The organism is Noviherbaspirillum sp. ST9, from assembly GCF_048799745.1.
In the GTDB taxonomy this organism is placed as follows: Bacteria; Pseudomonadota; Gammaproteobacteria; order Burkholderiales; family Burkholderiaceae_D; genus Noviherbaspirillum.
This window is the reverse complement of the sequence record NZ_JBLWFR010000003.1, coordinates 175,376-187,663: the sequence shown is the minus strand read 5'-3', so window position 1 is coordinate 187,663 and position 12,288 is coordinate 175,376. Positions and strand designations below refer to the sequence as shown.

The 12,288-nt window shown below is 60.5% G+C and carries 11 protein-coding genes; 3 read left to right on the top strand and 8 right to left on the bottom strand.

The window, feature by feature from the left end:
• Positions 1–60: 60 nt before the first annotated feature.
• Complete coding sequence (gene prpC / locus ACNOHI_RS07360) at positions 61–1,215, bottom strand: bifunctional 2-methylcitrate synthase/citrate synthase (protein ID WP_420474024.1); 1,155 nt, start codon at positions 1,213–1,215, stop codon at positions 61–63.
• Between the two features lie 18 nt (positions 1,216–1,233).
• Positions 1,234–2,124, bottom strand: coding sequence for a methylisocitrate lyase (gene prpB / locus ACNOHI_RS07355; RefSeq protein ID WP_420474023.1), 891 nt, complete (start codon positions 2,122–2,124; stop codon positions 1,234–1,236).
• Positions 2,125–2,337: 213 nt separating this feature from the next.
• Here prpB and prpR point away from each other — a divergent pair, with 213 nt between their 5' ends.
• Complete coding sequence (gene prpR, locus ACNOHI_RS07350; protein ID WP_420474022.1) at positions 2,338–3,942, top strand: propionate catabolism operon regulatory protein PrpR; 1,605 nt, start codon at positions 2,338–2,340, stop codon at positions 3,940–3,942.
• A 142-nt stretch (positions 3,943–4,084) separates the two neighbouring features.
• Here the strand turns inward: prpR and ACNOHI_RS07345 are convergent, their stop codons facing one another.
• Positions 4,085–4,726 carry a glutathione S-transferase family protein gene (locus ACNOHI_RS07345; RefSeq protein ID WP_420474021.1) on the bottom strand — a complete coding sequence of 214 codons (642 nt, stop codon included), beginning with the start codon at positions 4,724–4,726 and terminating at the stop codon, positions 4,085–4,087.
• A 38-nt stretch (positions 4,727–4,764) separates the two neighbouring features.
• Between ACNOHI_RS07345 and ACNOHI_RS07340 the strand changes: the two genes are divergently transcribed.
• Positions 4,765–4,950 (top strand): DUF1289 domain-containing protein, encoded by a 186-nt coding sequence (locus tag ACNOHI_RS07340; protein ID WP_420474020.1) that lies wholly within the window; start codon positions 4,765–4,767, stop codon positions 4,948–4,950.
• Between the two features lies 1 nt (position 4,951).
• Here the strand turns inward: ACNOHI_RS07340 and cls are convergent, their stop codons facing one another.
• Positions 4,952–6,178: a cardiolipin synthase gene (gene cls / locus ACNOHI_RS07335; RefSeq protein ID WP_420474019.1), complete on the bottom strand. Its 1,227-nt coding sequence runs from the start codon at positions 6,176–6,178 to the stop codon at positions 4,952–4,954.
• Here cls and ACNOHI_RS07330 point away from each other — a divergent pair.
• Positions 6,171–7,169, top strand: a complete 999-nt coding sequence (locus ACNOHI_RS07330; protein ID WP_420474018.1) for a hypothetical protein — start codon at positions 6,171–6,173, stop codon at positions 7,167–7,169. The two genes, cls and ACNOHI_RS07330, sit on opposite strands and share 8 nt — an antisense overlap.
• A 204-nt stretch (positions 7,170–7,373) precedes the next feature.
• On the opposite strand, the gene ntrC is transcribed toward ACNOHI_RS07330, so the two are convergent.
• The 4 genes from ntrC to glnA all read right to left on the bottom strand — a co-directional run bounded on the left by ntrC (position 7,374) and on the right by glnA (position 12,226).
• Positions 7,374–8,948, bottom strand: coding sequence for a nitrogen regulation protein NR(I) (gene ntrC, locus ACNOHI_RS07325; protein WP_420474017.1), 1,575 nt, complete (start codon positions 8,946–8,948; stop codon positions 7,374–7,376).
• Between the two features lie 56 nt (positions 8,949–9,004).
• The gene (gene glnL, locus ACNOHI_RS07320; protein WP_420474016.1) at positions 9,005–10,078 is read right to left on the bottom strand and encodes a nitrogen regulation protein NR(II); all 1,074 of its coding nucleotides are present in this window, start codon (positions 10,076–10,078) and stop codon (positions 9,005–9,007) included.
• 63 nt (positions 10,079–10,141) lie between these two features.
• Positions 10,142–10,636 (bottom strand): DUF4124 domain-containing protein, encoded by a 495-nt coding sequence (locus ACNOHI_RS07315; RefSeq protein WP_420474015.1) that lies wholly within the window; start codon positions 10,634–10,636, stop codon positions 10,142–10,144.
• Positions 10,637–10,810: 174 nt separating this feature from the next.
• Positions 10,811–12,226 (bottom strand): type I glutamate--ammonia ligase, encoded by a 1,416-nt coding sequence (glnA, locus tag ACNOHI_RS07310; RefSeq protein WP_420474014.1) that lies wholly within the window; start codon positions 12,224–12,226, stop codon positions 10,811–10,813.
• Positions 12,227–12,288 lie beyond the last annotated feature (62 nt).

Here is a 12,288-nt window from a genome sequence, read left to right as displayed (position 1 = left end):
TCGGAATTCAGTGAGTGAAGGAATGAAAGCCGGCTGTCTAACGACGGCCGGCCTGCCCTTTTACTTGCGGTCCTTGATGTGTACGAACTTCAGATCTTCCGGGCCGACGTAGTTGGCGCTCGGGCGGATGATCTTGTTGTCGATGCGCTGTTCGATGATGTGCGCGGACCAGCCCGAGGTACGCGCGATCACGAACAGCGGCGTGAACATCGCGGTCGGCACGCCCATCATGTGATAGGACACGGCGGAGAACCAGTCGAGGTTCGGGAACATTTTCTTGATTTCCCACATGACGGTTTCCAGGCGCTCGGCGATGTCGAACATCTTCATCGAGCCGGCGTCGTCAGACAGCGTGCGCGCCACTTCCTTGATGACCTTGTTGCGCGGGTCGGACACGGTGTAGACCGGGTGGCCGAAGCCGATCACGACTTCCTTGTTCTCGACGCGGCGGCGGATGTCGGCTTCCGCTTCGTCCGGGTTGTCGTAGCGCTTCTGGATTTCGAACGCGACTTCATTCGCGCCGCCGTGCTTCGGACCGCGCAATGCGCCGATCGCGCCGGTGATGGCGGAATACATGTCGGAGCCCGTGCCGGCGATGACGCGGCCGGTGAAGGTGGACGCATTGAACTCGTGCTCTGCGTACAGGATCAGCGAGGTGTGCATCGCCTTGACCCACAGGTCGGATGGCTTCTGGCCGTGCAGCAGGTGCAGGAAGTGGCCGCCGATGGAGTCGTCGTCGGTCTCGACGTCGATGCGCTTGCCATTGTGGCTGAAATGGTACCAGTACAGCAGCATGGAGCCGAGCGAGGCCATCAGCTTGTCGGCGATGTCGCGCGCACCGGGGGTGTTGTGGTCATCCTTCTCGGGCAACACGCAGCCGAGTGCGGAGACGCCGGAACGCATCACGTCCATCGGATGCGAGGCGGCCGGCAGCGCTTCCAGCACAGCCTTCACTTGCGACGGCAGGCCGCGCAGGCCCTTCAGCTTGGCCTTGTAGGCCTTCAGTTCAGCGGTGGTAGGCAGCTTGCCGTGTACCAGCAGGTGGGCGATTTCCTCGAATTCGCAGGTATCGGCGACGTCCAGGATGTCGTAGCCGCGATAGTGAAGATCGTTGCCGGTACGGCCGACCGTGCACAGTGCGGTATTGCCTGCGGTCACGCCGGACAGGGCAACGGATTTCTTGGGCTTGAAGCCTGCAGCTTGTTGGTCACTCATCAGAATCTCCTGGAAAAATTACTTGGCTTTTTGTTGTGCGAACAGCGCGTCGAGCTTCTGTTCGAATTCGTGGTAGTTGATGCGCTCGTACAGTTCCATGCGGGTCTGCATGGTGTCGACGACGTTCTTCTGCGAGCCGTCACGGCGGATCGCGGTGTAGACGTTTTCCGCGGCCTTGTTCATTGCGCGGAAGGCGGACAGCGGATACAGCACGAGGCCGACGTTGACGCTCTTGAGCTCTTCGACGGTGTACAGCGGGGTGGCGCCGAACTCGGTGATGTTGGCCAGGACCGGCACCTTCAGCGTATCGGCGAAGATCTTGTACATGTCGAGCTGGGTGATTGCTTCCGGGAACACCATGTCGGCGCCGGCTTCGACGCAGGCTTGAGCGCGGTCGAGCGCCGCTTCCAGGCCTTCGACGGCCAGCGCATCGGTGCGTGCCATGATCACGAAGTTCTCGTCGGTGCGTGCATCGACAGCGGCCTTGATGCGGTCGACCATTTCCTGCTTGCTGACGATTTCCTTGTTCGGGCGATGGCCGCAACGCTTGGCGCCGACCTGGTCTTCGATGTGGATCGCAGCAGCGCCGAACTTGATCATCGACTTGACGGTGCGGGCGACGTTGAAGGCGGAGGAGCCGAAACCGGTGTCGACGTCGACCAGCAGCGGCAGGTCGCACACGTCGGTGATGCGGCGTACGTCGGTCAGCACGTCGTCGAGGTTGGAAATGCCGAGATCCGGCAAGCCCAGCGAACCTGCGGCAACGCCGCCGCCGGACAGGTAGATCGCGCGGTAACCCGCACGCTTGGCCAGCAACGCGTGGTTGGCATTGATTGCGCCCACGACCTGCAGCGGGGATTCTTCTTTGACCGCCTTGCGGAAGGCGGCGCCTGCGGAATAGAGACTCATGTCTTCACCTTGTTGTGGGTAACTGTTGCAACGATTGAAGCTGGTGGCTTTATTGCAATCGGTGTGCCACACGGTAAGCCAGGTTGAAAGGGTCAGTCATACCAAAACAAATTCCTTTTATTTCAATCACTTGCGATCAATCCTGTCTTGCATCAATTCCCCTCACCCGTTTCAATTTACGTTACAATTGAAACATTGAAACGTTCATGAAACATGAGACTCCCTGCCCGCCCCGCCGCCGACCTGCCGGATAAGCCGATCATCTGGACGGTCTCGATTTCGCGCCTGTCCGACCTCTTCCGCGACATCACACTTGAGTTCGACGACCGCGCGTCGATCGAACCCATCCAGCTCGGTTTTGAAGACGCCGTTCGGCACATCAGGGAACGCCTGGAAACCGAACGCTGCGACGCCGTCATTTCCGCCGGCTCCAACGCCGCCTACCTGAAGAGCCGGCTGTCGTTGCCGGTCGTCATCGCCAAGGCCAGCGGCTTCGATGTCATGCAGGCGCTCGCCCGCGCCCGCAAGATCACGCCGCATATCGGCCTCATCACGTACCAGACGCCGATGCCGGAACTGGCAGAGTTCCTCAAGACCTTCGACATGGAGATCCCCCAGCGGACCTACGTCACCGAGGAAGACGCGCGCGCGCAAATCAACGAATTGAAATCCGCCGGCATCAAGGCCATCGTCGGCGCGGGCCTGATTACGGACCTGGCGGAGGAAGCCGGACTGGCAGGCGTGTTCGTCTATTCGGCCGCATCCATCCGCCAGGCATTCGAGGATGCACTGGAAATCGCGCGCTTCACGCAGCTGGAATCGGGACGCGGCCGGGCGCAACCGGTTGCCGACACGCTGCGCGCCAAGCACGGCCTGAACGACCTGCGTGGCGAATCCCCGGCCATGCAATCCGTGCGTCATTCCATCGAACTGTTCGCCAAATCGCCGGCGACAGTGCTGATCCAGGGCGAGACGGGCACGGGCAAGGAACTGGCCGCACAGGCCATTCATCGAGAAAGCCAGCGCGCGCGGCAACCTTTCGTCGCCATCAACTGCGGCGCGGTGGCGGAGTCCCTATTGGAGTCGGAACTGTTCGGCTATGAAGAAGGCGCATTCACCGGTTCGCGCCGCGGAGGACATGCGGGCCTGTTCGAAGCGGCCAATCGCGGCACGCTGTTCCTCGATGAAATCGGCGAAATGCCATTGCAGTTGCAGACGCGCCTGCTGCGTGTGCTGGAAGAACGCGAGGTGGTGCGTGTGGGCGGCACGCGCCCCGTCCCGGTCAATGTGCGGATCATCAGCGCCACGCATTGCGACCTCGACCAGCGCGTGAGGGATGGCCGCTTTCGCGCCGACCTCTTCTACCGGCTCGGCGTGCTGCGCCTGACGCTGCCGCCGCTGCGCGAGCGCACCGACGATCTGGTGGCGCTGGCGGAATGGGGACTCAAGAATGCACTCGCCTCACTCGGCGTCCGGCCGCATGCAAACCTGCATGCGGAACTCCTGGCCTGCGCGCCCATGCTGGCCAGCTATGTGTGGCCCGGCAATGTGCGCGAGCTGCGCAATTTGATGGAACGCCTCGCGCTCTTCCTTGCGGCGGAACCGCTGCAGGCGCTGTCGCCGAGCTTTGTGCTTTCTGTTGCGCCGGAACTGGCAAGCGCGGCGAAGGCGGAAGCGTCGGCGAAACGTCTGCCGGCACCGCAGTCGGAATCGATCCAGCAGGTGCTGGAGCGCTTCAATGGTAATCGTGAAGCGGCGGCGAAGTATCTGGGCATCAGCCGAACGACACTGTGGCGAAAGCTGAACCAAGTGCAATAGGATGACTTGAAGGCGAATGCAGGAATCCATGCTGAGTTTCTTCGATCCACCTCCCTTTGGATTCCCGCCTTCGCGGGAACGACGGGGAGAGGTGCTTGAAAATTTCTTGCGCAGGAGCCCGCCAGCATGTGGCGTGCCGAGGCTAAAACAACGGATCGCCCAACCCTTCCTGCTCCAATGCACGTCTGATCGCCGGACGCTCTACCATCATCGTCAGGAAGGCGCCCAGATGCGGCCTGTTGCGCGCGGGGTTGTGCATCATGCGCGTCCAGCGCGACAGCATGAACAGGTAGGGATCCACCGCCGTGATGCGCTGCCCGAGCAGGAATGGTCCACCGCTTTCTGCAAGCGTCTTATCCAGCAGGTCCAGCATGCCGCCCACGCGCGCCTCCGCATGCGCCTTGACCTGTGCCGCGGCGCATTCCTCATCCACCAATCGCTCCGGATAGAAGTAAGTGATCAGTTCCGCCTGCAGGGTATTGGTCAGATACACAAGCCACTTGTAGAAGTGCGCGCGCTCGTTCGTGCCAACAGCGGGGGCGAAGCCGGCGTCGGGATTCTGGTCAACGAGGTGCAGGCAGATCGCCGCCGTTTCAAACAGGACAAGATCACCGTCGACGAGCGTGGGAATGCGGCCGTTCGGGTTCAGTTTCAGGTACTGGGCGCTGTGGTGCGCATCCTTCGTCCTGTCGACGAGCACCAGCTCGTAAGGTACGCCCAGCTCTTCCAGCAACATGTGCGGTGCGAGGTTCGCATTACCGGGGTAGTAGTAAAGCTTGAGCATGTGTTTTGGCCTAGAATGTCGGTTTGAAGGCCTCCATTATGCAAAATTCTTCCCGCCCCGACACGCCATGTGTTGCCGTCTGCTCAACCACCTTTGATGACGTCTGCCGCGGCTGCGGCCGTACCGTCGAGGAAGTTGCGCACTGGGTATTCATGACCGAGGAAGAAAAGGAGCGCGTCTGGGTGCGCATTACCGCCGAAGGTTACCCGCGCCGCAATACCTGACTCAGAGCTGCTTGCCGAGCAGCGAAGACGCGTGCTCGATGAGTTTTTCCCCGAAGGGCCGGTTCTGCCATTCCTCGAGCGTGATGCGATGCGCGCGTGTCAAATCCTTTTCAAATACATCCGCCATCTGCTTCGCGAAGTCGGCGTCATACACATTCAGGTTCGCTTCATCGTTCAGCCGGAAGGAACGGTTGTCGAAATTCGTCGAGCCGGTCGATACCAGGAAGCCGTCGACGACCATCACCTTGCAGTGGAACATGGTCGGCTTGTATTCATGAATCTCTATGCCGGCCTCCAGCAGATTTCCCCATCGCGCACGCGATGCGCGCCTGACGATTTCCGTGTCGATGTGCTCCCCCGGCGTGATGATCCGCACCCGGACGCCGCGCTTCGCCGCGGCGACAAGCGCCTCGATGGCCAATGCGTCAGGAACGAAGTAGGAACTCTCAAGCAGGATTGATTTCTGCGCCGAGGCAATCGACAGCAGGTACATCAAGTGCATGCTCTCGCTGCCGCCGGTCGGCGAACTGCTGAACATCTGCGCCGGCGTATTCCCCGCGCGATCGATCTTCGGAAAATACTCCGCACTATGCAGCACGCGGCCAGTGGCCTTCATCCAGTTGTCCAGGAACACGGCCTGGAATTCAGCCACGACCGGTCCCTCGACACGGAAGTGCGAATCGCGCCAGTGCTGCTTGTCCTGCGCGTCGCCGCTCCACTGGTCGGCGATGCCCACGCCACCGGTGAATCCGATCCTGCCGTCGACGACGAGGATCTTGCGATGCGTGCGATTGTTCAATCGCGACCAGTTGTACCAGTGCGGCTCGTGGTAGCGCTCGACTTCCACGCCGCCCTTGCGCATCTCTTCAAGCAGTTGTTCCTCCATCTTCGCGCTGCCGACCCAGTCGAGCAGGACATGCACCTTGACGCCCGCACGCGCGCGCTCGCCCAAGGCTTCGGCAAATGCTTTGCCCACTTCGCCAGACCAGTAGATATAGGTTTCGAATGTGATGGTGTGCCTGGCCGACCGGATGGCATCGAGCATCGCCGGGAAGATGCGGTCGCCGTTCTCCAGGTGTTCGACCTTGTTCCCTTCGGTAATCGCCGGACCGAGGAGGACACCCATCGAACGCAGGTACTGCGGATCGGTGACGCCATAGAGTGCGTCGATCCTGCTTCCAACCTTTCTTTCGCCTTCCGCAAGGTTGACGACAACGAGCGTGAGCACGATCGTCGCGACGATCGCCAGAACAACATGGAAGAGCTTGAAGTGGAATTTCACGACCGCAAACAGTGCCGCACACAAAGTTGATTGTGAGCACATCATAGGCTTCCCGCAGGCCAAGCTTTTTGCGTTTGCTGAAGGTTTGTGCAGAGTGCGCGTATCGGCACGCGATACCGGAACGGTACCTATGCAGCACGTGGCGATGGCGGCTTTCTTTCCGTTCGGCAGCGGCGCACGCTCCTTGTCACCTTTATTCCAAGGAGACCACATGAAGCGGCACCTGCCACACTTCCTGACAGCCAGCATCATCATCCTCATGCTGCTGCACGGCCCCATCGTGCAGCCGGAGGACTATCACTGTTTTGCCGACACACGTGCGCTCGCGATTCTTCCGAACGCCTTGGACGTACTTTCGAACATCGGCTTTGCGCTTGCCGGAGTCTGGGGCTGGCTATCCCTGCGCAAAAGTTCGGCCACGCCAGGGCAGGCAGGGCATGTTCTCTTCGTGACGGCGCTCGTCCTCACCGCGGCCGGCTCGACTTACTACCACCTGCAGCCGGATGACTTCCGCCTGCTCTGGGACAGGATTCCGATTGCCCTTGCCTGCGCCGGCCTGCTTGCAGGGGTACATGGTGATACCTCAAGGACGAGGCACGGAACGCTCCACGTACTGCTGCTCGGCATTCTTGCCATTGCGAGTGTCTTCTGGTGGCAACAGAGTGGAGACTTGCGTCCTTACCTGCTCCTGCAGGCCTTGCCGCTGGTACTGATTCCAGCATGGCAGTGGATCCATGGAGCGTCGGGCGCAGAACGTGCGGGCTTTGGAATAGCCATCCTTTTGTATGCAACGGCGAAGGCTGCCGAATTGCATGACCATGGTGTGATGGCGATGACGGGCGTGATGAGCGGGCACACGCTCAAGCATTTACTTGCAAGCGCGGCGGCCGTTGCAATTGTCTCCGTACTGGCGCGACGCGCCGGCACAACGACATAGAACAAGGTCCGGTCAATCGCCGTAATGACGTTCGCTGAAGCTGATTCAACCCTCGTCATCCCGACGAAAGCCTCGGCGGCCACGTCGCGATCCAGTGTCTTTCAGTGCATAGACAAACGACGCTGGATTCCGGCTTTCGCCGGAATGACTCATTTTGCGACCTTAACCGAACAACATTTCGGTCAATCGCCGGCCCTTCTGGTGTCATTCGTCCTTGGCGCCGTCTATGCCAAGTTCGTGGATCTTGCGCGTGATGGTATTCCGGCCGATGCCGAGGCGAACCGCAGCGTCGTTCTTTCGGCCATGCGTATGCTTGAGGGCAGTCTTGATCAGCGCCGATTCGAACTGCCGGCCGAGCGCATCCATCACCTCCGGCTGTCCAGCGGCGAGCATTTGCGCCGCTTCAGATTCGAGCAGGCTGATCCAGCTGGCCTTTTCTGCAGAACCATTCGGAATCGGCGACACCGGGGCAGAGGGCATCGACGCGGTCACCGGCGGAGCGAACATGCCGGTACTGACAGGGACACCCGAAGACGGCAATTCCGCAGGGGACGCAAACACCGGCGACTGCGTAGCTGCCTGTGTCGGGGACAACAACGACGAGACCGCGGGAGGCGCGAATTCCTGCCCATGCGTCAGATCCGCCGGCAAATCCTTGATCTCCACGGTCTGCCCCGGCGCCATGACCGTAATCCAGTTGCACAGGTTCTCAAGCTGTCGGACGTTGCCAGGCAAGTCGAGGCTCGCCAGGAATTGCATGGCGGCGTCAGACATACGCTTGGCTTCCACGCCGAGCTGCTTGGCGCTCTGGGCGAGGAAGTGGCGCGTCAGCAGCGGGATATCCTCGCGCCGCTCGCGCAAGCTGGGCAGGCGCAGGCGGATCACGTTGAGGCGGTGATACAAGTCTTCGCGGAACAGGCCTTCCTTCACGCGCTGTTCGAGGTTCTGGTGCGTGGCGGCGATCACGCGCACATTCGCCTTGAGCGGCTGGTGTCCGCCCACGCGATAGAAATGTCCGTCAGACAGCACGCGCAGCAATCGCGTCTGCAGGTCGAAAGGCATGTCGCCGATTTCATCGAGGAAGAGCGTGCCGTTCTCGGCCTGCTCGAAGCGGCCGCGCCGCATCGCCTGCGCGCCCGTGAAGGCGCCGCGCTCATGGCCGAACAGTTCGGATTCGAGCAGGTCCTTCGGAATGGCTGCGGTGTTCAGCGCGATATAGGGTTGTGTCGCGCGCGGACTGTGCTTGTGCAGCGCGCGTGCGACGAGCTCCTTGCCGGAGCCGGATTCGCCGGTAATCAGCACGGTGACGTTCGACTGCGAGAGACGTCCGATGGCGCGGAACACATCCTGCATCGCCGGCGCCTGTCCCAGGATCTCCGGCGTATCGGCAGCAGTCGCCTCGACACTCGACTCGCGCAGGCTCTCTTCCAGTGCACGGCGGATCAGCTCGACGGCCTTGTCGACATCGAAGGGCTTGGCGAGGTATTCGAATGCACCACCCTGGAACGCGGCGACTGCCGAATCGAGATCGGAGAATGCCGTAATCACGATGACCGGGAGGCCGGGATACTTCGTCTTGACGGTCTGCAGGAGTTCCAGCCCGGACTCCCCGGGCATGCGGATGTCGGACACGAGGACTTGCGGCACGCTGGTCTGCAGAGCATCCATGACCTCGCGCGCATTGGAAAAGCTTTTGGTGGCCAGGTTTTCGCGGGCGAGGGCTTTTTCGAGTACCCAACGAATCGATTCGTCGTCGTCAACAATCCAGATTGGCTTCATATTTTTTCAGTATCCCGCGCGTGTGGCATTGGGTTGAGCCGTCCTCGATCTTGTGGTCAAGGCAGCGGTATCAAAATCCTGAAGTCCGTGCATCCCGGCCGGCTCTCGCATTCGATCACTCCCATGTGCTGCTGCACGAACGTTTGCGCAAGCGTGAGCCCGAGTCCGCTGCCACCATCTTTTCCCGACACCAGCGGATAGAAAATGCGATCGCGGATGTCGGGCGGGATGCCCGGTCCATTGTCGATGATATGCAAATCTAATGCCAGCCTGTAACGCACCTTCGCGAGCGTCACCTGTCTTGCGACACGCGTCTGGAAGGTGATGACCGCATCGCCCGCCTTGATCTGGTCGGCCAGCGCCTGCGCGGCGTTGTGTGCAATGTTGAGGACTGCCTGGATCAGCTGCTCCTTGTCGCCCCGGAATTCGGGCACCGAGAGATCATAGTCGCGCTTGATCGTGAGACCGGTCGGGAACTCGGCGACGATGAGGCTGCGCACGCGCTCGCAGACTTCATGAATGTTGACGTCTCCGACGATGTGCGGGCGGCGATGCGGCGCGAGCAGGCGGTCCACCAGCGTCTGCAAGCGGTCCGCTTCCTTGATGATGACCTGGGTGTACTCGCGCAATTCCTTCAGGTGGCGCTCGGGCAACTCGAGCTCCAGCAACTGTGCCGCCCCGCGGATGCCGCCGAGCGGGTTCTTGATCTCGTGCGCGAGGTTGCGGATCAGTTCCTTGTTCGCCTGGCTCTGGTCGAGCATGCGCTCCTCGCGGTCCTGCTTGAGCTGCTGTACGTTCTCGCGCAACTCGATGAGGACCGGCGTGTCGGGGTTGTCCAGCGCCGTGACGATCACGTGGACATGCAGCGGTTCGCGGTTGGGACGTTCGAGCGACAAGTCGAGACGCTTGTCGGCGAATCGATGCTGGACGGCTTCCTGGAAAATCTGGTTGAGGTGATCGCCATTGAGGAAAAGCGTATCGAGCTTCTGGTGCGACAGGACCTTGAACGAACTTTCGAGCAGGTTCTCGGCGGCGGCATTGGCATAGGTAATGCGGCTCGACGCATCGAGGATGACGACTGCCGATGACAGCAGGTCCAGGCCGTCGAATGTGGGGGGCGATGTTTTCACGTTATTCCAGAAATCAAAAGGGCCGCATCACGCGGCCCTGTTTATGCAAGCGTCATACCCACCCTATTTTATGTTACCGATTTCGCGCTTCAGGGCTTCGATGTTTTTTTCCGTGCGGTCGATGTCTTCCTTCATCCCGGCAACCCGCTCCTGGTACTTCGCGTAGTTGCGTTCATCGCCGCGGCGCTCGGGCTCGCCGTTGTTGTAATCCTTCTTCAGGTTCGACAGCTTCTGCTCTTCCGCCTTCATCTCGTCGAGCAGGATCTGCTTGCGATCGTTATCGCGGGTCTTCTGAGTGCCATTATCGACCTTGGGGAAATCCTGCGGCGTGCTTGCCGCCGGCTTTGCCGCTGCAGTCTGCGCAGCCGCCTTTTTCGGCGGCGCCGGGATCATGGTGATGCCAGGCAGGTCGACTTTCTTGCAGCCCTTCGTCAGGCCAGTGTTCTTGTATTCCCTCTTCCCATGCTCGTCGACGCACAGGTAGACCTCGCTTTGCGCCTGCGCGGCACCCGCCGTCGCCAGCAGCAATAGCAATCCGGTCAATTGTTGATTAATCATCTTTCTTTCAAGAAACTATGCGGGCGCTTACTAGTTTAGGATAAGAATCAATGCTTTACAAACACTCCCGCTTGGATCGCAAATCCGTGCAACAGTTTCCGCAAGCAAAAAAAACGGGGAAAACCGAAGTTTTCCCCGTCTCTTGAGCAGCGTCGCCTTGCGGCGGAAAGCTGATTACAGCGAGTAGTACATGTCGAACTCGACCGGGTGGGTCGTCATGCGGAAGCGCTGGACTTCCTGCATCTTCAGTTCGATGTAAGCGTCGATCATGGTGTCGCTGAACACGCCGCCACGGGTCAGGAACTCGCGGTCCTTGTCGAGGTACTCGAGCGCCTGGTCCAGGGAATGGCAGACGGTCGGGATCAGTGCATCTTCTTCCGGCGGCAGGTGGTACAGGTCCTTCGATGCTGCTTCGCCCGGGTGGATCTTGTTCTGCACGCCGTCCAGGCCTGCCATCAGCAGGGCGGAGAAGCACAGGTACGGGTTGGACAGCGGATCCGGGAAGCGTGCTTCGACGCGGCGGCCCTTCGGGTTCGCAACGTGCGGAATACGGATCGATGCGGAACGGTTCTTTGCCGAGTACGCCAGCTTGACCGGTGCTTCGAAGCCAGGAACCAGACGCTTGTAGGAGTTGGTGCCCGGGTTGGTGATCGCGTTCAGCGCGCGTGCGTGCTTGATGATGCCGCCGATGTAGTACAGCGCGAAGTCGGAAAGGCCTGCATAGCCGTCGCCTGCGAACAGGTTCTGGCCATCCTTCCAGACGGACTGGTGAACGTGCATACCGGAGCCGTTGTCGCCGACCAGCGGCTTCGGCATGAAGGTTGCGGTCTTGCCGTAGGTGTGAGCGACGTTCCAGATCACGTACTTCAGGTTCTGGGTCCAGTCAGCGCGCTGCACCAGGGTGGAGAACTTGGTGCCGAGTTCGTTCTGGCCTGCGCCAGCGACTTCGTGGTGGTGCACTTCAACCGGGATGCCCATTGCTTCGAGGATCAGGGACATTTCGGAACGCATGTCCTGGAAGCTGTCGACCGGGGGAACCGGGAAATAGCCGCCCTTGACGGTCGGACGATGGCCGGTGTTGCCGCCTTCGAGTTCCTTGCCGGTGGACCAGGATGCTTCTTCCGAGCCGATCTTGACGAAGCAGCCGGACATGTCGATCTTCCAGCGAACGTTGTCGAAGATGAAGAATTCGGGTTCCGGACCGAAGTAGGCGGTGTCGCCCAGGCCGGAGGACTTCAGGTAGGCTTCAGCGCGCTTGGCGATGGAGCGCGGATCGCGGTCGTAACCCTTGCCGTCGGACGGTTCGATCACGTCGCACTGCATGAACATCGTGGTCTCTTCCATGAAGGGATCGATGTTGGCGGTGTTCGGATCGGGCATCAGCAGCATGTCGGAGGCTTCGATGCCCTTCCAGCCGGCGATCGAGGAACCGTCGAACGCATGGCCGGACTCGAACTTGTCCATGCCGAACTGCGAAACCGGCACGGTCACGTGCTGTTCCTTGCCTCGGGTGTCAGCAAAGCGAAAATCAACGAATTTGACTTCGTTTTCTTTCGCCATCTTCAAGACGTCTGCGGCCGTCATTGCCATGCGAATCTCCTAAGTGTATGAGCGGATGTGGTTCGGATAACTAGAGTTGGTTTGAGCCGACT

Excerpts from the sequence above, each read along its gene's own strand:
- prpR (WP_420474022.1), top strand. The coding sequence starts at position 2,338 with ATGAGACTCCCTGCCCGCCCCGCCGCCGACCTGCCGGATAAGCCGATC.
- ntrC (WP_420474017.1), bottom strand. The coding sequence starts at position 8,948 with ATGAAGCCAATCTGGATTGTTGACGACGACGAATCGATTCGTTGGGTA.
- glnA (WP_420474014.1), bottom strand. The coding sequence starts at position 12,226 with ATGGCAATGACGGCCGCAGACGTCTTGAAGATGGCGAAAGAAAACGAA.
- prpC (WP_420474024.1), bottom strand. The coding sequence starts at position 1,215 with ATGAGTGACCAACAAGCTGCAGGCTTCAAGCCCAAGAAATCCGTTGCC.
- prpB (WP_420474023.1), bottom strand. The coding sequence starts at position 2,124 with ATGAGTCTCTATTCCGCAGGCGCCGCCTTCCGCAAGGCGGTCAAAGAA.
- ACNOHI_RS07340 (WP_420474020.1), top strand. The coding sequence starts at position 4,765 with ATGCAAAATTCTTCCCGCCCCGACACGCCATGTGTTGCCGTCTGCTCA.
- ACNOHI_RS07345 (WP_420474021.1), bottom strand. The coding sequence starts at position 4,726 with ATGCTCAAGCTTTACTACTACCCCGGTAATGCGAACCTCGCACCGCAC.
- ACNOHI_RS07315 (WP_420474015.1), bottom strand. The coding sequence starts at position 10,636 with ATGATTAATCAACAATTGACCGGATTGCTATTGCTGCTGGCGACGGCG.